The 18030-nt window shown below is 61.4% G+C and carries 16 protein-coding genes, 4 tRNA genes and 1 pseudogene; 12 read left to right on the plus strand and 9 right to left on the minus strand.

Annotation, left to right across the window (positions count from 1 at the left end):
- The first annotated feature begins 11 nt into the window (after positions 1-11).
- Both AB4O09_RS05410 and thiO read left to right on the plus strand, forming a co-directional pair.
- On the plus strand, positions 12-413 hold the full coding sequence (locus AB4O09_RS05410) for a type IV pilin protein (protein ID WP_003205711.1): 402 nt from the start codon (positions 12-14) through the stop codon (positions 411-413).
- 55 nt (positions 414-468) lie between these two features.
- The gene (gene thiO / locus AB4O09_RS05415) at positions 469-1569 is read left to right on the plus strand and encodes a glycine oxidase ThiO (protein WP_003205709.1); all 1101 of its coding nucleotides are present in this window, start codon (positions 469-471) and stop codon (positions 1567-1569) included.
- A 731-nt stretch (positions 1570-2300) separates the two neighbouring features.
- Here thiO and AB4O09_RS05420 read toward each other — a convergent pair.
- Positions 2301-2489, minus strand: coding sequence for a nucleoid-structuring protein H-NS (locus tag AB4O09_RS05420; protein ID WP_155252615.1), 189 nt, complete (start codon positions 2487-2489; stop codon positions 2301-2303).
- Between the two features lie 445 nt (positions 2490-2934).
- On the opposite strand from AB4O09_RS05420, the gene AB4O09_RS05425 reads away from it, so the two are divergent.
- A complete protein-coding gene (locus tag AB4O09_RS05425) occupies positions 2935-3300 on the plus strand; it encodes a DUF6124 family protein (RefSeq protein WP_039014157.1) in 366 nt (121 codons plus the stop codon).
- 81 nt (positions 3301-3381) lie between these two features.
- Here AB4O09_RS05425 and AB4O09_RS05430 read toward each other — a convergent pair whose 3' ends face one another.
- From AB4O09_RS05430 to AB4O09_RS05445, 4 genes are all read right to left on the minus strand, one after another.
- Positions 3382-4728, minus strand: coding sequence for a sigma-54-dependent transcriptional regulator (locus AB4O09_RS05430; RefSeq protein WP_003205703.1), 1347 nt, complete (start codon positions 4726-4728; stop codon positions 3382-3384).
- The gene (locus AB4O09_RS05435) at positions 4725-6314 is read right to left on the minus strand and encodes a two-component system sensor histidine kinase NtrB (RefSeq protein ID WP_003205701.1); all 1590 of its coding nucleotides are present in this window, start codon (positions 6312-6314) and stop codon (positions 4725-4727) included. Before AB4O09_RS05435 ends, AB4O09_RS05430 begins: the two co-directional genes overlap by 4 nt.
- Positions 6304-6537 carry a PP0621 family protein gene (locus tag AB4O09_RS05440; RefSeq protein ID WP_013694237.1) on the minus strand — a complete coding sequence of 78 codons (234 nt, stop codon included), beginning with the start codon at positions 6535-6537 and terminating at the stop codon, positions 6304-6306. Before AB4O09_RS05440 ends, AB4O09_RS05435 begins: the two co-directional genes overlap by 11 nt.
- A gap of 125 nt (positions 6538-6662) precedes the next feature.
- Positions 6663-7679, minus strand: coding sequence for an outer membrane protein assembly factor BamD (locus tag AB4O09_RS05445; RefSeq protein WP_003205698.1), 1017 nt, complete (start codon positions 7677-7679; stop codon positions 6663-6665).
- A gap of 150 nt (positions 7680-7829) precedes the next feature.
- Here AB4O09_RS05445 and rluD point away from each other — a divergent pair, with 150 nt between their 5' ends.
- The 9 genes and pseudogenes from rluD (at position 7830) to AB4O09_RS05490 (ending at position 14692) form a co-directional block, all read left to right on the plus strand.
- On the plus strand, positions 7830-8792 hold the full coding sequence (gene rluD, locus AB4O09_RS05450) for a 23S rRNA pseudouridine(1911/1915/1917) synthase RluD (RefSeq protein WP_003205696.1): 963 nt from the start codon (positions 7830-7832) through the stop codon (positions 8790-8792).
- A complete protein-coding gene (gene pgeF / locus AB4O09_RS05455; RefSeq protein ID WP_003205694.1) occupies positions 8789-9514 on the plus strand; it encodes a peptidoglycan editing factor PgeF in 726 nt (241 codons plus the stop codon). The genes rluD and pgeF overlap by 4 nt, the downstream gene beginning before the upstream one ends.
- Positions 9515-9644: 130 nt before the next feature.
- Positions 9645-12209 carry an ATP-dependent chaperone ClpB gene (gene clpB / locus AB4O09_RS05460; protein ID WP_003205692.1) on the plus strand — a complete coding sequence of 855 codons (2565 nt, stop codon included), beginning with the start codon at positions 9645-9647 and terminating at the stop codon, positions 12207-12209.
- 300 nt (positions 12210-12509) lie between these two features.
- A tRNA-Asn gene (locus AB4O09_RS05465) sits at positions 12510-12585 on the plus strand.
- A 7-nt stretch (positions 12586-12592) separates the two neighbouring features.
- A tRNA-Pro gene (locus AB4O09_RS05470) sits at positions 12593-12669 on the plus strand.
- Positions 12670-12674: 5 nt separating this feature from the next.
- Positions 12675-12750: transfer RNA gene (locus AB4O09_RS05475), tRNA-Lys, on the plus strand.
- A gap of 93 nt (positions 12751-12843) precedes the next feature.
- A tRNA-Pro gene (locus AB4O09_RS05480) sits at positions 12844-12920 on the plus strand.
- Between the two features lie 146 nt (positions 12921-13066).
- Positions 13067-13837, plus strand: a pseudogene (locus AB4O09_RS05485) (MCP four helix bundle domain-containing protein); the annotation flags it as partial.
- Positions 13829-14692, plus strand: coding sequence for a methyl-accepting chemotaxis protein (locus AB4O09_RS05490; protein WP_371916764.1), 864 nt, complete (start codon positions 13829-13831; stop codon positions 14690-14692). The pseudogene AB4O09_RS05485 and the gene AB4O09_RS05490, both read left to right, overlap by 9 nt.
- Positions 14693-14821: 129 nt before the next feature.
- Here AB4O09_RS05490 and AB4O09_RS05495 read toward each other — a convergent pair whose 3' ends face one another.
- From AB4O09_RS05495 to AB4O09_RS05510, 4 genes are read right to left on the minus strand one after another with little or no spacing between them, the layout of a single operon-like run.
- The gene (locus AB4O09_RS05495) at positions 14822-16120 is read right to left on the minus strand and encodes an NAD(P)/FAD-dependent oxidoreductase (protein ID WP_003205688.1); all 1299 of its coding nucleotides are present in this window, start codon (positions 16118-16120) and stop codon (positions 14822-14824) included.
- 60 nt (positions 16121-16180) lie between these two features.
- Complete coding sequence (locus AB4O09_RS05500) at positions 16181-16354, minus strand: DUF3094 domain-containing protein (RefSeq protein WP_003205686.1); 174 nt, start codon at positions 16352-16354, stop codon at positions 16181-16183.
- A 52-nt stretch (positions 16355-16406) separates the two neighbouring features.
- Positions 16407-16934 carry an MOSC domain-containing protein gene (locus AB4O09_RS05505; protein WP_003205684.1) on the minus strand — a complete coding sequence of 176 codons (528 nt, stop codon included), beginning with the start codon at positions 16932-16934 and terminating at the stop codon, positions 16407-16409.
- Positions 16931-17557, minus strand: coding sequence for a DUF1780 domain-containing protein (locus tag AB4O09_RS05510; protein WP_003205682.1), 627 nt, complete (start codon positions 17555-17557; stop codon positions 16931-16933). The genes AB4O09_RS05505 and AB4O09_RS05510 overlap by 4 nt, the downstream gene beginning before the upstream one ends.
- Between the last annotated feature and the right edge of the window lie 473 nt (positions 17558-18030).

Below are 18030 nucleotides of genomic sequence, written 5' to 3' on the forward strand. Positions count from 1 at the left end.
AGAGGCAAGGCATGCGCAGATCCAACCGAGGTTTCACCTTGATCGAAATCATGATCGTGATCGCGATCATCGGTATCGTGATCACCGTCGGCTATCCGAGCCTGACCGAATACATGAAGAAGGGCCGGCGGACCGAAATCGCCGGGCTGTTATCGGAGCAGGCGCAGATTCTCGAGCGCTATTACTCGAAGAACAACGTCTACACCAATGCGACCGGCCTGAGCGGCGGCAACGATTTCTATACCATTACCCCGACGCTGGCGGACCAGAGCTTCACCCTGACGGCTGTGCGCAAGAGTGGCTCGTCCATGGCGACGGATAAGTGCGGTGATTTCAGGATCAACAACACGGGCACGCGAGACATGGTCAACCAGGCTGCCGGGCTGACGGCCAAGGATTGCTGGGGCCGCTGAGTTTCTTTTTTCGGGTGCAGCCTTGCGCCCTCTGTCTTATGAGTCGAATCAGAACATGACCAGGCAACAGCAAGTGGTGATTGTCGGCGGCGGAGTCATTGGCCTGCTGACGGCGTTCAATCTGGCGTCCGAAGGGCAGCGTGTGGTGCTGCTGGACCGTTCCAGTGTCGGTCAGGAATCGTCCTGGGCCGGCGGCGGTATCGTGTCGCCGTTGTACCCCTGGCGCTACAGCCCGGCGATCACGGCGCTGGCCCATTGGTCGCAGGATTTTTATCCACAGCTGGGCGAGCGTTTGTTCGCCGCGACCGGAATTGATCCGCAGGTGCATGTCACCGGTCTGTATTGGCTGGACCTGGACGATCAGGACGAAGCGCTGGCCTGGGCCGAGCGGGAAGGGCGGCCGATGCGGGCTGTGGATATTTCGGCGGTCCACGATGCCGTGCCGGTGCTGGGCGCGGGTTTTTCCCGGGCGATCTACATGGCCGACGTGGCCAACGTGCGCAATCCCCGATTGGTGAAGTCCCTCAAGGCTGCCTTGCTGGCGATGCCGAACGTCACGCTTCATGAACATTGCGAAGTCAGTGGGTTCATTCGCGACGGTGGGCGTGTGGTGGGCGTGCACAGTTCTGCCGGAGAAATTCGTGGCGATGAGGTGGTACTGGCCGCCGGTGCGTGGAGTGGCGAGTTGCTCAAGACCTTGGGCTTGAAGTTGCCGGTCGAGCCGGTCAAGGGTCAGATGATTCTGTACAAGTGTGCGTCGGATTTTCTGTCGAGCATGGTCCTGGCCAAGGGGCGTTATGCGATTCCGCGCCGTGATGGGCATATTCTGGTTGGCAGTACGCTGGAGCGTGAGGGCTTCGACAAGACCCCGACGGATACTGCGTTGGAGAGCCTGAAGGCTTCGGCGCAGCAGCTGATTCCGGCGCTGGCGGGCGCTGAGGTGGTCGGGCATTGGGCTGGGTTGCGGCCTGGCTCGCCTGAAGGCATCCCCTATATCGGCGAGGTGCCGGGGGTAGCGGGGCTGTGGTTGAACTGTGGGCATTATCGCAATGGGTTGGTGTTGGCGCCGGCGTCGTGTCAGTTGTTTACGGATTTGATGTTGGGGCGTGAGCCGGTGATCGATCCTGTGCCGTATGCGCCGGCTGGGCGCTTGTAAGGTCCGGTTTTTCCTGTGGAGCGGGCTTGCTCGCGACGGCTGCGTGTTGATCAAGTACATATCCATTGCTGCGGTAACGGCTACTTAGGGTTCCGCCCTGACGGCGGCTCACTTTTGGAAGAGCGCCAAAAGTAAGCAAAAGCGCTTTGCCCCACCACTCGGCACCTCGCCTAGGCTCGGTGTGCCCTCACTCCGGCATTGCTCCGTGGGCCCGCCGCGAAGGGCCATCCATGGCCCAGCGCGGCTATCCCGGCATCCATGCCGGGATGCCCACGGATCAATGCCTGCGTTCGGCCATCGTGGTTAACGGGGCGCCCGAGATCAACGTCCGCCCCGAGGCGGCCTAGTAGCCGACCTGGTTCTCCTGGTCGTACACCCGTCAAATCTGTTTGAGCAGGACCTGTGGGAGCAAAGCTTGCTCGCGAGGCGGCCTGACAGCCGGCCTGGTTCTCCCGGTCGTACTCCGATCCCATTGTGGGAGCGAGCCTGCTCGCGAAGACGGTGGCACATCCAAGGCTGATGCAAGCTGATCCACCGCCATCGCGAGCAAGCTCGCTCCCACAGGGATTTGCAGTGGCCAAAAATCTGTAGATCGTCGCCGACCCAGTGTGGGAGCGAGCTCGCTCGCGAAGACGGCGGCACAGGCGATGAATATGTTGAATGCTCCGGCCCCTTCGCGAGCAAGCCCGCTCCCACAGGAGAAACGCGATCACCCTAAATCAGGTCGGCTGTTAGGCCGCCTCGCGGTGGACGTTGATCTCGGGCGCCCCGTTAACCACGCTGGCCGAACGCAGGCGTTGTGGAGTGGGCATCCCGGCATGGATGCCGGGATAGCCGCGCTGGGCCATGGATGGCCCTTCGCGGCGGGCCCACGGAGCAATGCCGGAGTGAGGGCACACCGAGCCTAGGCGAGGTGCCAAGTGGTGGGGCAAAAGCGCTTTGGTTACTTTCGCGCTTTTCGAAAGTGACCCGCCGTCAGGGCGGAACCCTAAGTAGCCGTTACCGCAGAAACGGATATACACACCGCCCTCACAGCCGACCAAGCTTTGTGGGAATGGTCGGACAAGATTCTGATTCGAGCCGAATTTTCCGACGAGTTCTGGCGGTTGCCGGGTGGGAAGAACTCTGGCTAACCTTTTCCCGTCGCTGCCAATTCAGCGTCCGGGCGTCGCGGCCCGTTAACTTGGTGCATAATTCCAGCCGACGACGGTGCTTCGGTATTTGTCGTTGTGTCATGGTTGGCTGTGCGTGGGATACCTTCGGGTATGCCGAAGCTCCAAGTTCGGTCCGCGAACCTGCGTACAGCTGCCACCTCCAATCGCGTCGCGGCGATCGGTGACAGCTCCAAAAACTTGGAGATGCACAATGATTAAAGATACACCCAACCCCCCAGAAACAGGTTCCTCGTCAACCCACGTCGATCCTGATCACCAAAAGCTCGATGAAGCCGCCAAACGCGCCCTCGACTATTACCTCGGCCCAAAGCCCGAAACCAAAAAGAAACCCGCCTCAAACCAGTTATTCACTGTCGTGGCCGGCATCGACACCGAATGCCTCCTCACCAACCTCAGCGAAACCCTGGCCTCCGCCAACGCAACAATCAGCGATCTGGCTTTCGAGCTTGACGGTTCGAGACGGCATATTGCCTTGGGGGTACTGCAGTTGATTGAGCTGAGTGAATTACTGGCCAATCGTGTTCTGGACGAGCAGGCGCCTGCGGACGGAAGATAGTCGCGGCGGCAAACATGAAACCCGTGGCAAGGGAGCAAGCTCCCTCGCCACAGGGGAATACGTGGGCTTCGAAACCGTGGCTCAATCCAGCCCAAGCTTCTTCAACCGATACCGCATCGACCGAAACGACAACTTCAACCGCTGCGCCGCCGCCGTGCGGTTCCAGCGGGTTTCTTCCAGCGCCTGGAGGATGAGCTTGCGCTCAACGTCTTCCAGGTAATCCTCCAGGTTGTCGACCTGCATCAAATCGGGATTGCCTGCCTCAGTAGTACTATTGCCCTCGGCCAGGCGCAGGTCATCCGCTTCGATCTGCTGCTGTTCACAAAGGGTGTAGGCACGTTCGAGCATGTTCTCCAGCTCTCGCACATTGCCCGGGAAGCGGTAATTCTTGAGAGCGTCCAACGCTTGGGGATGCAATCTGACCGGTGGACTGCCGGTGTTGGCCGCCAGGCGCTGGAGCATGTGGTTAGCCAGCAGCTCGATGTCTTCACGACGTTCACGCAACGGCGGCACGCGCAGTTCGATGACGTTCAGCCGGTAATACAAATCCTGGCGAAAGCGCCCGGCAGCCACTTCGCCGTCCAGATCCTTGTGGGTGGCGCAGAGGATGCGCACATCCACCACTTCTTCCTGTTGGCCGCCAACGGCGCGCACGGCTTTTTCCTGGATGGCTCGCAACAGCTTGACCTGCATCGCCAAGGGCAAGTCGGCCACTTCATCGAGGAACAGGGTCCCGCCATGGGCGGCCTGGAACAGCCCGGGCTTGTCCTCGATGGCGCCGCTGAAGCTGCCTTTTCGATGGCCGAAAAACTCGCTTTCCATCAGCTCCGTGGGAATCGCCCCACAGTTGACCGGTACGAAGCGCTGGTTGGCACGAGGGCCCTGTTCGTGGATCAGCCGGGCGACCAGTTCCTTGCCGCAGCCCGATTCCCCGCTGATGTACACCGGTGCCTGGCTGCGGGCGAGTTTCCCGATCTGCTTGCGCACGCTGAGCATCGGTGGCGAGTTGCCCAGCAGGCTGCGCTCGAGGGTCGTGCCCGGCGTGGCGACCGGCGGCAGGCGCAGGGCACTGGTGACCAGCTCTCGCAGCCGACCCAGGTCGACCGGTTTGGTCAGGAAGTCGAAGGCGCCGGCCTTGAGGGCGTCGATGGCGGTTTCCAGGCTGCCATAGGCGGTGATCATCGCCACGGGCAGTTGGGGGTAGCGTTGCTGGATGTGCTGCACCAGTTCCAGGCCGGTGCCATCGGGCAGGCGCATGTCGGTCAGGCACAGGTCGAAGGCTTCCCCCGCCAGCAGGGCTTGGGCCTCGGCAAGGTTCTTGGCGCTGCGGGTGTCGAGTTTCATCCGGCCCAGGGTGATGTCCAGGAGTTCGCGGATGTCCGGTTCGTCATCGACGATCAGGATTCGTTGCCGTGAGCGATTATTCAAATCTGTTTCCGTCCGTGAGCAAAGGTGATGCGAAAGCAACCGCCGCCTTGGCGTGGTTTGAAGTCTAGGCGGGCCTGGTTGCTTTCGCACAGCTCACGGGACAGATAGAGCCCAAGGCCGGTGCCCTGGCTGCTGGTGGTAAAGAAGGGTTCGAACAAATGTGCCTGCTGCTCGGGTGTTACACCGGGGCCGTTGTCGATGATGTCCAGTGTGGACAGCTGGCTGTGGGGATCGATGAACAGTTTCAGCCAGGCCTCGGCCTGTTCGTGGGTCATGGCGCTGTGGCGCCAGGCGTTGCGCAGCAGGTTGTCGAGTACCTGGGTCAACTGGTCGGGGTCCATCAGCGTGGTGTAGTCACCCGGGTCGATGCTCAGGTGCAAGTGCTGGTGCTCGGCCATGCTTTCGCGGGCCTGCCGGACGAACTGATCGAGCCAGGTCCGCAGGTCGAGGCGTTGGGGGGTGGTTTGCTGGCGGCGAGACAGCTGCAGGACGTTTTCAATGACGCGATTCATTCGTTGGGAGTGATCTTGAATAATCTGCGTCAGACGCCGATCCGCGTTGTTCAGTTCCTCGGATTCGCGCAGTAATTGCGCTGCGTGGCTGATGGCGCCCAAGGGGTTGCGGATTTCATGGGCGATGCCAGCAGTGAGGCGCCCGAGGGACGCGAGTTTCAGTTGCTGGGCCTGCTGGGCAACTTGGGCCAGGTCCTCAAGGAATACCAGCAACTGCTGCTGATCGTGATGCCCCAAGGCGATGAAGCTCGGTTGCAGGGTCAGGCCTGTGCCGGTCACGGTCAGGCTGGGGGGGCGCAGGCTGGGGTTGTTCAGCCACAATTGCAGGCGTTCGACCAGGGCGGTGCAATAGTCATCGATTCGCTGGCCGACCAGGTCGTGCATGCCCAGCAGGTTCAAGGCGCTTTCGTTGGCCAATTGCACGCGCCGTTCGCGGTCGAGCACCAGGATGCCGGTGCGCATGCGTTGCAGGATCAGTGCGTTGAGCGCTTCGAGACCGATTACCTCGCTGGCCCGTTGCTCGGCCAGGGTTTCACTGGCTTCCAGTCGCCGGGTCAGGCCCTGTACCAGCAGGGCGGCGGCAAAACACAGTGCCCCCAGGGTGCCGGCTTGCAGATAACTGCTGGGACGGTTTGAGTCGCTGAGGCCGAGGAAAAAAGTCGACCCGACGATACCGATCGTGGCGACAGCAGCGATCAACAGGCCGACCCGGCTTCGCAACAGCGTATTGCCGATGGCCACCGAGACAATGAGCAGGTTGCCGATGGCACTGGGCACACCGCCCGCGGCGAAGAACAGCCACGAGAGCAGCAGCACGTCAGTCAGGGCCAGGCCGAACAGCCGGGCAGGGCGGCGGGTGTTCTCAAGGAACACCACCAGCAGGATATTCAGCACCAGGTACAACCAACTGCCACTGCGCAGCAGGTCGTCATTGGCGAACTCCAGCAGGCGGTTGTCCAGTTTGCTGGAGATCAGTAGCACCAGGGTGATGCCGATGCTCAGGCGATACAGGTGATAGAGACGCAGCAGGCGCTGCGCCTGTTTTTCGCGTGGGCTTGAGGCCTCAGCGCTCACGAGTGCCCGGGCCTTGCTCAAGGTGAGCCTGGCTGCAATACCATTGTTGTTCGAGGGCCAGCGCCCGGTCACGGGGCAGGTGTACGCCGCAATGGGCGCAACGGACCATGGGCGGTGCGTCCTGCTCGCGGGGAGCGTTCGGCGCGGAGGAGCCCCCCTTGAACTTGCGCCAGAACCATACCGCGGCGGCAATCAGGGCGATCCAGAACAGTAAACGAAGCATGATGGGCGGCTTTTTGGCTAGAGATCAGGCAGTTTAGCCAAGGACAGGAACGGCGCACAGCGCAATAAAACCCAGGCAAAAAAAAGGGAGACCGTCGGGTCTCCCTTTTTTGGGATGCCTTGATCTCAGTCGAACAGACCAAAGGTCAGGTGGCTGAACCAGGAGCGGTCGCTGGACTCGCTTTCAGGCTCTTCTTCCTCGATCACGTCGCCATTTTCATCCTTGGGCTTGAGTTCGTTCGGGATGGCTTCCTTGGCATCCTGGAACTGGCGCTGTACGTCCTGGTTGGCGCGTGTCTCGCCTGGCGGCAGCGGTGGACGGGACTCGATCAGGCCCAGGGTCGCCTTGCTCAGCCACGAACGGTTGTCCGCTTCGTCGACCCGTGGGGTGAACTGGCCATCGACCAGGGATGGGTGATCCGGGTAGTTCAGCTTGAGGGTTTCCAGGCTGGTGGCCGCCAGTTCGTCCAAGTGCAGGCGCTGGTAGGCTTCGGTCATCACGGCCAGGCCATCACCCACCGAAGGGGTTTCCTGGAAGTTTTCCACTACGTAGCGGCCACGGTTGGCGGCGGCGACGTAGGCCTGACGGGTCAGGTAGTAGTCGGCCACGTGGATCTCGTAGGAGGCCAGCAGGTTGCGCAGGTAGATCATGCGCTGCTTGGCGTCCGGCGAGTAGCGGCTGTTGGGGAAGCGGCTGGTCAGTTGGGCGAACTCATTGTAGGAGTCGCGCGCCGCGCCCGGGTCACGCTTGGTCATGTCCAGCGGCAGGAAACGCGCCAGCAGGCCGACGTCCTGGTCGAAGGAGGTCAGGCCCTTGAGGTAATAGGCGTAATCGACATTCGGGTGCTGCGGGTGCAGGCGAATGAAACGCTCGGCGGCGGACTTGGCGGCTTCCGGCTCGGCGTTCTTGTAGTTGGCGTAGATCAGCTCCAACTGGGCCTGATCGGCGTAGCGACCGAACGGATACCGCGACTCCAGCGCCTTCAGCTTGGCGGTGGCGCTGGTATAGCTGTTGTTATCCAGGTCGTTCTGCGCCTGTTGGTACAGTTCGACTTCGCTCAGGTTTTCGTCTACGACTTCCTTCGACGAGCAAGCAGCAGTCAATGCGAGGATGGCGATCAGCAGCAGGTGTTTCACTTGCATGGCGGCTTGCGTCCCTATGACGGCCGCTGTCTTGGGCGGGGCCGTCCTGTTATGATGAGCGCCCCGTTGAAAGCCTCGGGGCAAAAGACGCCGTATTTAACCACAAGCGCGCAGCCGAAACCAAAGGCTGTGCCGACGCCCAGTCCGAGCATGTCCGATAAAATAGAACTTCGCGCAGAGGTGCCGTCCGAATTGGGCGGCCAACGCCTCGATCAAGTCGCCGCACAACTCTTTGCCGAGCACTCTCGCTCGCGCCTTTCCGCCTGGATCAAGGACGGCCGCCTGACTGTGGATGGGGCGGTGATCCGTCCGCGCGACATCGTCCACGGCGGTGCCATTCTCGAGCTGACTGCCGAACAGGAGGCCCAGGGAGAATGGGTCGCCCAGGACATCGCCCTGGACATCGTCTACGAAGACGATGACATCCTGGTGATCAACAAGCCTGCGGGCCTGGTGGTGCACCCGGCTGCCGGCCATGCTGATGGCACCTTGCTCAATGCCTTGCTGCACCACGTACCGGACATTATCAATGTGCCGCGTGCCGGCATCGTCCATCGCCTGGACAAGGACACCACCGGTCTGATGGTGGTGGCCAAGACCATCCAGGCGCAGACACAGCTGGTCACACAGCTGCAAAGCCGCAGCGTCAGCCGCATCTATGAATGTATCGTGATCGGGGTCGTCACCGCCGGTGGCAAGATCAACGCCCCCATCGGTCGTCACGGCCAGCAGCGCCAGCGCATGGCGGTGATGGAGGGCGGCAAGCAGGCGGTCAGCCATTATCGCGTGCTCGAGCGTTTCCGCTCCCACACCCATGTGCGGGTCAAGCTGGAAACCGGTCGGACCCACCAGATCCGTGTACACATGGCCCACATCAACTTCCCGTTGGTGGGCGACCCGGCCTACGGCGGTCGTTTCCGCATTCCGCCGGCTGCCAGCCAGACCATGGTCGAATCGCTGAAGAACTTCCCGCGCCAGGCGCTGCATGCACGTTTCCTGGAGCTGGATCATCCGACGACCGGCAAGCGCATGAGCTGGGAGTCGCCGTTGCCGGATGATTTCGTCTGGCTGCTGACGTTGCTCAAGCAGGACCGCGAGGCGTTCATCGGATGAGTGACTGGCTGATACCCGACTGGCCCGCGCCGGCTCGGGTCAAGGCCTGTGTCACGACCCGTGCGGGCGGCGTCAGCCTGGCGCCGTTCGACAGCCTCAACCTGGGCGACCATGTGGGCGACGATCCTGTGGCCGTCGCCGAAAACCGTCGGCGTCTCACCGATCAATTCGCCATCACCCCGACCTGGCTGCAGCAGGTCCACGGCATTGCCGTGGTCGAGGCTGATCCGGCCCAGGTGGCGGCTGCCGATGCCAGTTGGACCGACACGCCCGGTATCGCCTGCACCGCGATGACCGCGGACTGCCTGCCCGTGCTGTTCTGCAACCGTATCGGCACCCGCGTTGCGGCGGCCCATGCCGGCTGGCGCGGGCTGGCGAGCGGCGTGCTGGAAGCTACCCTCGACAGCCTTGCCGTGCCCGCGGATGAAATCCTCGCCTGGCTCGGCCCGGCCATCGGTCCGCAAGCGTTTGAAGTCGGGCCGGAAGTGCGTGAAGCCTTCATCGCGCAACTGCCCCAGGCGGCACAAGCCTTTACTGCGAGCCCCAACGCCGACAAGTTCCTGGCCGATATCTACGCGTTGGCACGGCTGCGCCTGGCCGCACGCGGTGTCACGGCCGTCTACGGTGGCGGTCTCTGCACCGTGACCGACCCTCGGTTCTTTTCCTACCGCCGCAACCCGCGCACTGGTCGCTTCGCCTCGTTGATCTGGATCGAACGCTAGACTTCTCTGATCTGTATCAAGGGCGCCCGGCTTGAATCTTCCAGAATCGACCACATCTATAACGGTATCTGGCAGGTTTCTTCATTCAGGATGTTTCCAAGGTCCGGCCTGCTCATTAGGAAGGTGACCCATGCGTATTGATCGTTTAACCAGCAAATTACAGTTGGCCCTGTCCGATGCCCAGTCCCTGGCCGTCGGCCTGGACCATCCCGGTATCGAACCGGCGCACTTGATGCAGGCCATGCTCGAACAGCAGGGCGGTTCCATCAAGCCCCTGCTGATGCAGGTCGGCTTTGACGTCAACAGCCTGCGCAAAGAACTGGCCAAGGAACTCGACCAGTTACCCAAGATCCAGAACCCCACCGGTGACGTGAACATGTCCCAGGACCTGGCGCGGCTGCTCAACCAGGCCGATCGCCTGGCCCAGCAGAAGGGCGACCAGTTCATTTCCAGCGAGCTGGTGCTACTCGCCGCCATGGACGAGAACAGCAAGCTCGGCAAATTGTTGCTCGGCCAGGGCGTGAGCAAGAAAGCCCTGGAAAATGCCATCAACAACCTGCGTGGCGGCGAAGCGGTCAACGACGCCAACCACGAGGAGTCGCGCCAGGCACTGGACAAATATACGGTCGACCTGACCAAGCGTGCCGAGGAAGGCAAGCTCGACCCGGTGATCGGTCGCGACGATGAAATCCGCCGCACGATCCAGGTGCTGCAACGCCGTACCAAGAACAACCCGGTGCTGATCGGTGAGCCAGGCGTGGGTAAAACCGCCATCGCCGAGGGCCTGGCCCAGCGCATCATCAACGGCGAAGTGCCGGACGGCCTCAGGGGTAAACGCCTGTTGTCCCTGGATATGGGCGCCTTGATCGCCGGTGCCAAATACCGTGGCGAGTTCGAGGAGCGGCTCAAGGCCCTGCTCAATGAGCTGTCCAAGCAGGAAGGGCAGATCATCCTGTTCATCGACGAACTGCACACCATGGTTGGTGCGGGCAAGGGCGAAGGCTCGATGGACGCCGGCAACATGCTCAAGCCCGCGTTGGCCCGTGGCGAGTTGCACTGCGTCGGCGCGACCACGCTCAACGAGTACCGCCAATATATAGAGAAGGACGCAGCCCTCGAGCGGCGCTTCCAGAAAGTGCTGGTGGAGGAGCCGAGCGAGGAAGACACCATCGCCATCCTGCGCGGCCTCAAAGAACGCTACGAAGTTCACCACAAGGTGGCGATCACCGATGGCGCGATCATCGCGGCGGCCAAGCTCAGCCACCGCTACATCACCGACCGCCAGTTGCCGGACAAGGCCATCGACCTGATCGACGAAGCCGCGAGCCGTATCCGCATGGAAATCGACTCCAAGCCCGAAGTGCTCGATCGGTTGGAGCGGCGCCTGATTCAACTCAAGGTCGAGTCCCAGGCCCTGAAGAAAGAAAGCGACGAAGCGGCGAAGAAGCGTCTGGAAAGGTTGCAGGAAGAAATCGTTCGTCACGAGCGTGAGTATTCCGACCTCGAGGAAATCTGGAACTCGGAGAAAGCCGAAGTCCAGGGCTCGGCGCAGATCCAGCAGAAGATCGAACAATCCCGCCAGGAGCTGGAAGCGGCCCGTCGTAAAGGCGACCTCAACCGCATGGCCGAGCTGCAGTACGGGGTGATCCCGGATCTGGAGCGCAGCCTGCAGATGGTCGACCAGCACGGCAAGAGCGAAAACCAGTTGCTGCGCAGCAAGGTCACCGAGGAAGAAATCGCCGAAGTGGTCTCCAAGTGGACCGGCATTCCGGTTTCGAAAATGCTCGAAGGCGAGCGTGACAAGCTGCTGAAGATGGAAAGCCTGCTGCACCAGCGTGTGATCGGCCAGGAAGAGGCGGTGGTGGCGGTGTCCAACGCCGTGCGTCGTTCCCGTGCCGGGCTATCGGACCCGAACCGGCCGAGCGGCTCGTTCATGTTCCTCGGCCCGACCGGTGTCGGTAAAACCGAGCTGTGCAAGGCGCTGGCCGAGTTCCTCTTCGACACTGAAGAGGCCATGGTGCGCATCGACATGTCCGAGTTCATGGAGAAACATTCCGTGGCACGGCTGATCGGTGCGCCACCGGGTTATGTCGGTTATGAAGAGGGCGGTTACCTGACCGAGGCAGTGCGTCGCAAGCCGTACTCGGTGATCCTGCTCGATGAGGTCGAGAAGGCGCACCCGGATGTGTTCAATATCCTGCTGCAGGTGCTGGAGGATGGTCGCCTGACCGACAGCCACGGGCGCACGGTGGACTTCCGCAACACGGTGATCGTGATGACCTCCAACCTGGGCTCGACGCAGATCCAGGAACTGGTGGGCGACCGCGAGGCGCAGCGTGCGGCGGTGATGGACGCGATCTCTACGCACTTCCGGCCGGAGTTCATCAACCGGGTCGACGAAGTGGTGATCTTCGAGCCATTGGCTCGTGATCAGATTGCCGGCATTACCGAGATCCAGTTGGGTCGCCTGCGCAGTCGCCTCACCGAACGTGAGCTGAAACTGCAGTTGAGCGACGAGGCGTTGGACAAGCTGATTGCGGTGGGTTACGACCCGGTCTATGGCGCACGGCCGCTGAAGCGGGCGATCCAGCGCTGGATCGAAAACCCGCTGGCGCAGTTGATCCTGTCCGGTCGGTTCATGCCTGGTGAGACTGTGACCGGTACAGTGGAGAACGACGAAATCGTCTTCAACTGAAAGGCTGGCACTGCCTGCAATTGAGATGGCCTCGCTTTGCGAGGCCATTTTTTTCATCAGGCCGTTGAACTCAAAGGAAAAGGCTTGTAAAGTGCGCCCCGCAGTCAGTCACCCCAAGGGTTACTTCTCGCTGAGAAGGAATCCAAAATAAGTTGCAAATCATTGTCTTGAAAGCAATTTAAGGGGTTGACAGAGGTTTTGAAGATTGTAGAATAGCGCGCCTCAGACACACGAACGCAGCGATGCGTAAGGGTAGAAGAGGTTGAAGCTAGCTTCAACGTTGTAACTTGAAATATCAGTTCCGTGATAGCTCAGTCGGTAGAGCAAATGACTGTTAATCATTGGGTCCCAGGTTCGAGTCCTGGTCACGGAGCCATTTCAATCGGGGTATAGCGCAGTCCGGTAGCGCGCCTGCTTTGGGAGCAGGATGTCAGGAGTTCGAATCCCCTTACCCCGACCATTTTTGGGTCGTTAGCTCAGTTGGTAGAGCAGTTGGCTTTTAACCAATTGGTCGTAGGTTCGAATCCCACACGACCCACCATTTTTGAAACCAGCTCGCTGGAATCGAATCTTAAGATCAGAGGCCAAAAGCGCTGATCGAGAAGGCGACTTGCGAAGGTCGCCTTTTTTTTACCGGGGTATAGCGCAGTCCGGTAGCGCGCCTGCTTTGGGAGCAGGATGTCAGGAGTTCGAATCCCCTTACCCCGACCATATTAAAAATCCTCGTATCGAAAGATACGGGGATTTTTTTTGCCTGCGATAAAGTGAATTGGACTTAAGACATCGTACAACCTGCCGATAACCCGCCGACAGGGGCCTGGCCCCACTTCAGGCCAACAATAAAAAAGGCATACCCTATGGTTCTTCGTCAGTTGAATATCGCCCCTCGTGCCGCGTTGGGTTTTGCCTTGATCGCCGTGCTGGTGGCGTTGCTCGGGGTGTTCGCACTGGGACAGATGTCGAGTATTCGTGTCAGTGAAGTCGCGGTGGAAACCCAGTGGCTGCCGAGCATTCGCGGCGGTGACGAGATCCGCGAGTGGATGCTGCGGATCCGCACCATTTCCCTGCGCATGGCCCTGGATCAGGACCCGAAGAACATTGCGGTGTATCGCGGGCAGATGGATACGCGCGACAAGGAGCTGAGCGAAAAAATCACTGCCTACGAAAAGCTCGTTGTGACGCCTGAAGGCAAAGCCCTCTACGACCAGTTCAAGCAGACCTTCGCCGCTTACCGTGCAGGTATTGCGCAATCTTTCACCCTGGCAGAACAAGGGCGTCGGGATGAGCTGATCAAGCTGCTGCTGGTGGACATGAAGACCGTGGTGGACGGTTCCGGCAAGCAGCTCAACGACCTGGCGGAGCTGTTCTCCAAGCAGGTCTCCATCGAGAGCCAGAAGTCCCAGGAGCACTACGCCAATTCCCGCATGATCGTCAGCCTGTTCGTTGTGCTTGCCGCCCTGGCCACGGTAGCCCTGGCCATGTTGCTTACGCGCAGTATCGTCAAGCCCTTGGGTGAGGCGCTCAACGCTGCAGAGAGCGTCGCCCGGGGTGACCTGACCCGGCCAATCGAGACCCATGGCAACGACGAAGTGAGTCGCTTGCTCAAGGCGTTGGCGGCCATGCAGCAGAATCTGCGTGAGACGTTGCAGGGCATCAGCGGTTCGGCCGCGCAACTGGCCACCGCCGCCGATGAGCTGAACGCTGTCACGCTCGACAGCACCCACAGCCTGCAACAACAGAACAACGAAATTGAACAGGCGGCCACGGCCGTCACCGAAATGACCACTGCCGTGGAGGAGGTTGCGCGCAATGCGGTTTCCACCTCCGATGCCACGCGTCAGTCCAGTGAATCGGCGTCCCTTGGGCAGCAGCGGGTCAGCGACACGGTCGATGCCATCGGCGCCCTCGCCAGCGATGTGCAGGTGACCGGTGGCCTGGTGCAATCCCTGGCCAACCAATCGCAGGATATTGGCAAGGTGCTGGACGTGATCCGCGCCATCGCCGAGCAGACCAACCTGCTGGCCCTCAACGCGGCCATCGAAGCGGCCCGGGCGGGTGAGAGCGGGCGTGGGTTTGCGGTGGTGGCCGATGAGGTGCGGGCGCTGGCTTATCGCACGCAGCAATCGACCCAGGAAATCGAGCAAATGGTCCAGGGCATGCGCAGCGGTGCCACCCAGGCACTCGACTCCATGCAGGCCAGCTCCAGTCGCGCCGCCAGTACCCTGGCCATGGCGGAGCGGGCGGGAGACGCGTTGCAGACCATCACGGCGTCGGTCAATGAAATCCACGAACGCAACCTGGTGATCGCCAGCGCCGCCGAAGAACAGGCGCAAGTGGCCCGCGAGGTGGATCGCAACCTGGTGAACATTCGTGATTTGTCGGTGCGCTCGGCTTCCGGCGCGGGCCAGACCAGCGCGTCCAGCCATGAGTTGTCGCAGCTGGCGAATTCGCTGCGCATGATGGTGCAGCGGTTTCAGGTTTGATCGAGGATTCAGTACTGGCTGTACCGACCTCATCGCGAGCAAGCTCGCTCCCACAGGATGACCGCGATCAACTGTGGGAGCGAGCTTGCTCGCGATGACGGTGGATCATTCAATGTCAGTGCTGCTGACTCAGTGCAGCTTCAGCCGAGGCTCGGTCCCACGCCCGATCTTGCTACCCAGCATCAGCATGGCCGTGCGGAACATGCCGTACAGCGCCATCTGGTGCATGCGGTACAGCGACACATAGAACATCCGCGCCAGCCAGCCTTCGAGCATCACGCTGCCGGTCAGGTTGCCCATCAGGTTGCCCACTGCCGAGAACCGCGACAGCGAGATCAGCGAGCCGTAGTCGGTGTATTTGTATTCCGGCAGGGCCTTGCCCTCGATCCGCAGCTTCAAGGATTTGGCCAGCAGTGAGGCTTGCTGGTGTGCGGCCTGGGCGCGAGGTGGGACGTTGCGCTCGCTGCCGGGTTGCGGGCAGGCGGCGCAGTCGCCGAAGGCGAAGATGTTCTCGTCGCGGGTGGTCTGCAAAGTGGGCAGCACGTGCAACTGGTTGATCCGGTTGGTCTCCAGCCCGTCGATGTCCTTGAGGAAGTCCGGGGCGCGAATCCCGGCGGCCCAGACTTTCAGGCTCGCGTCGATCACTTTGCCGTCCGCGGTAATCAGGCTGTCGGCGGTCACCTGGCTGACGGCGGCGTTGGTCATGACGTTGACCCCGAGTTTTTCCAGGGTCTTGTGCACCGGCCCGCCGATACGCTCCGGCAGGGCCGGCAAGACGCGTGGGCCCGCCTCGATCAGGGTGATGTGCATGTTCTCCGGTTTGATCCGGTCCAGGCCGTAGGCGTGCAGTTCGTGGGCGGCATTATGCAGCTCGGCGGCCAGTTCGACCCCGGTCGCACCGGCGCCGACAATGGCGACGCTGATGCGCTCGACGATATCGGTCTGCCCGGCGTGGGCGCGCAGATAGTGGTGCAGCAATTGCTGATGGAAGCGCTCGGCCTGTTTGCGGGTGTCGAGGAACAGGCAGTGCTGCGCCGCGCCTTCGGTGCCGAAGTCATTGGTGGTGCTGCCGACGGCAATCACCAGGGTGTCGTAGCCCAGTTCCCGGGCCGGCAACAGCTCGACGCCGGTCTCGTCATAGGTGGCGGCCAGTTGGATTCTCTTGCGCTCGCGATCCAGGCCGCTCATGCGCCCGAGCTGGAACTCGAAGTGGTTCCATTTTGCCTGGGCGACATAGTTGAGTTCGTCTTCGGAGGAGTTCAAGGAGCCGGCGGCCACTTCGTGCAGTAGCGGTTTCCAGATGTGGGTCAGGTTCGCGTCGACCAGCATCACACTGGCCGTGCCACGCTTGCCCAGAGTCTTACCCAGACGGGTAGCCAACTCCAGACCGCCGGCGCCGCCGCCAACGATGACAATACGATGAGTCATGGGGATATCTCGCAAGGCTAAAGGAAATCGGTGCCGTTACCTGCGCGAGTGCCATGCAACTCATAGCGTCAGGTAACTGATCAGTCGGCTCAACAGGCCCAGGCCGATGGTCACGGCCAGTACCACCACCAGGAGCATCCACGGCCGGAAAGGCCGGCGCTCGACTCGGTGCTGGGACAGTTGCAGGTACTCTTCGACATGCTTCTGGTCTTCTGGGTTCAGGCGGCTGGTCATAAAGGCCTCGTCAGGTAGACGTTGCGGAATGTGAAGACGTTACAGCGTCCGGCTAGCCGGCATTGAAAGCAGCGTAGCCGCTCGCCGGAACGGGTTCGACGCTCAGGCTGTCGTCCAGGCGAATGATTCCACTTTTTAACACCCGGGCGGTGATTCCGCCATGGCCGCGTACCGCCTGGAACGTACCTTCGCCGAGGTTTCGCTCCAGTCGGGCACAAGGCTGGCACCAACCGGTGGTTTCAAAAATGGCTTGGCCAATGCGAAAGCGCCGGCCCTTGAGGCTGAACAGATTGATGCCGCTGACCACAATATTGCGTCGCAGCTCCTGTGGCAGCACGGGCCGGTCTTCGGGACGGCCCATCAGCGCGCCGATCACGGCCAGGTGCTCCCATTGGATCAGCGTCACTTGCCGCGCATTGCGCACGCCGGGGCGGGCATGATCGCCGGTCAGCCCAGCCTCCAGGCGGGCTTCCACGGCGTCCAGTTCGATCATGGGCGCATGGCCCTGGGGTCGTACGCCAATCCAGCGTACGCGGCCTTGCTGGGGCACAGCGGCAATCAGTTCCTGCAGTGGGCTCACAGGCTGATCCCGACATCGAACACGATGCTGCGACCCAGGTTGCTGCGCAGGAAGTCCGGCGCGTCGGGGTGGGCGAACAGCACCCGGGCAAACGTCGGCCCCACCAGTGACAGCGAGCGCCAGCCCTGGCGCAGGTATTCGGTCGGTGGTGGGAAGTGACTGTTGAGGTCCAGCACTTCGCGCTTGAGACTGGCGAAGGCGATGATGTCCAGGTCGCCCAGGTCCATGCCGCGCTCGGTGTAGTTGTGAGCTTTCTTGCGCAGGGTCGGGGCCAGCCGCATCAGGAACTCATTGGCCGGGATCCGCCGCGGCTTGGCCTCACGACGCACCAGCTGGCTCAGGGAGAAAGCGCTGCGGCGGCGTTGCAGTTCATCGCGCCATTCGTCATTGAGGCGGCGGCCCTCGTCGAGCACGAAAAACACCTCGAAATTGGCATCGCGAAACAACACGTCCGGCGGCTCGCCGGCCGGCGCGAACTCGTCGGCGCGATAAGGCACGTTCAGCCCTTGCAGCAGACGCTGGCAGACCCAACGCTCACGCTCCCATTTGCGGGCATTGGAGAGAAAGGCGTTGGCTTGCTCGGCCGCGATGGTCAGCAGGCGTAAGTAATCTGAGTCATCCATGAGCCCAAGCTTAGCGTTCAAATGTGATCAAAAAAAATAAAGCTTGCTGTGAAGGGGCAAATTTCCGCTCAGGCCAGGTAATGCTGTTCACTTAGAGCCTAAAGCAAGGGGGCGAGCCTCTATGCATCTGCACCACCGCTATCGCGAGCAGGCTCGCTCCCACAGGGGGCTGCGGTGAACGTTGGTTTTTGTGCATGCCTCAAAAACAGTGTGGGAGCGGGCTTGCTCGCGAAGATGGCGGCGCATTCAACATTGATGTTGCCTGACAGACCGCTATCGCGAGCAAGCTTTGCTCCCACAGATCTAACGGATGTACGACCGGGAGAGCCAGGCATGCCGAGCCTAGGCGAGGCACCGAGTGGTGGGGCAGGAGCGCTTTGGTTACTTTCGACTGGGTCGGCTTCCGGGCTTTTCGAAAGTGACTCGCCGTAAGGGCGAAACCCTAAGTAGGCGTTACCGCAGAAACGGATATA

The sequence above is a fragment of the Pseudomonas sp. H1_F01 genome (assembly GCF_054681425.1).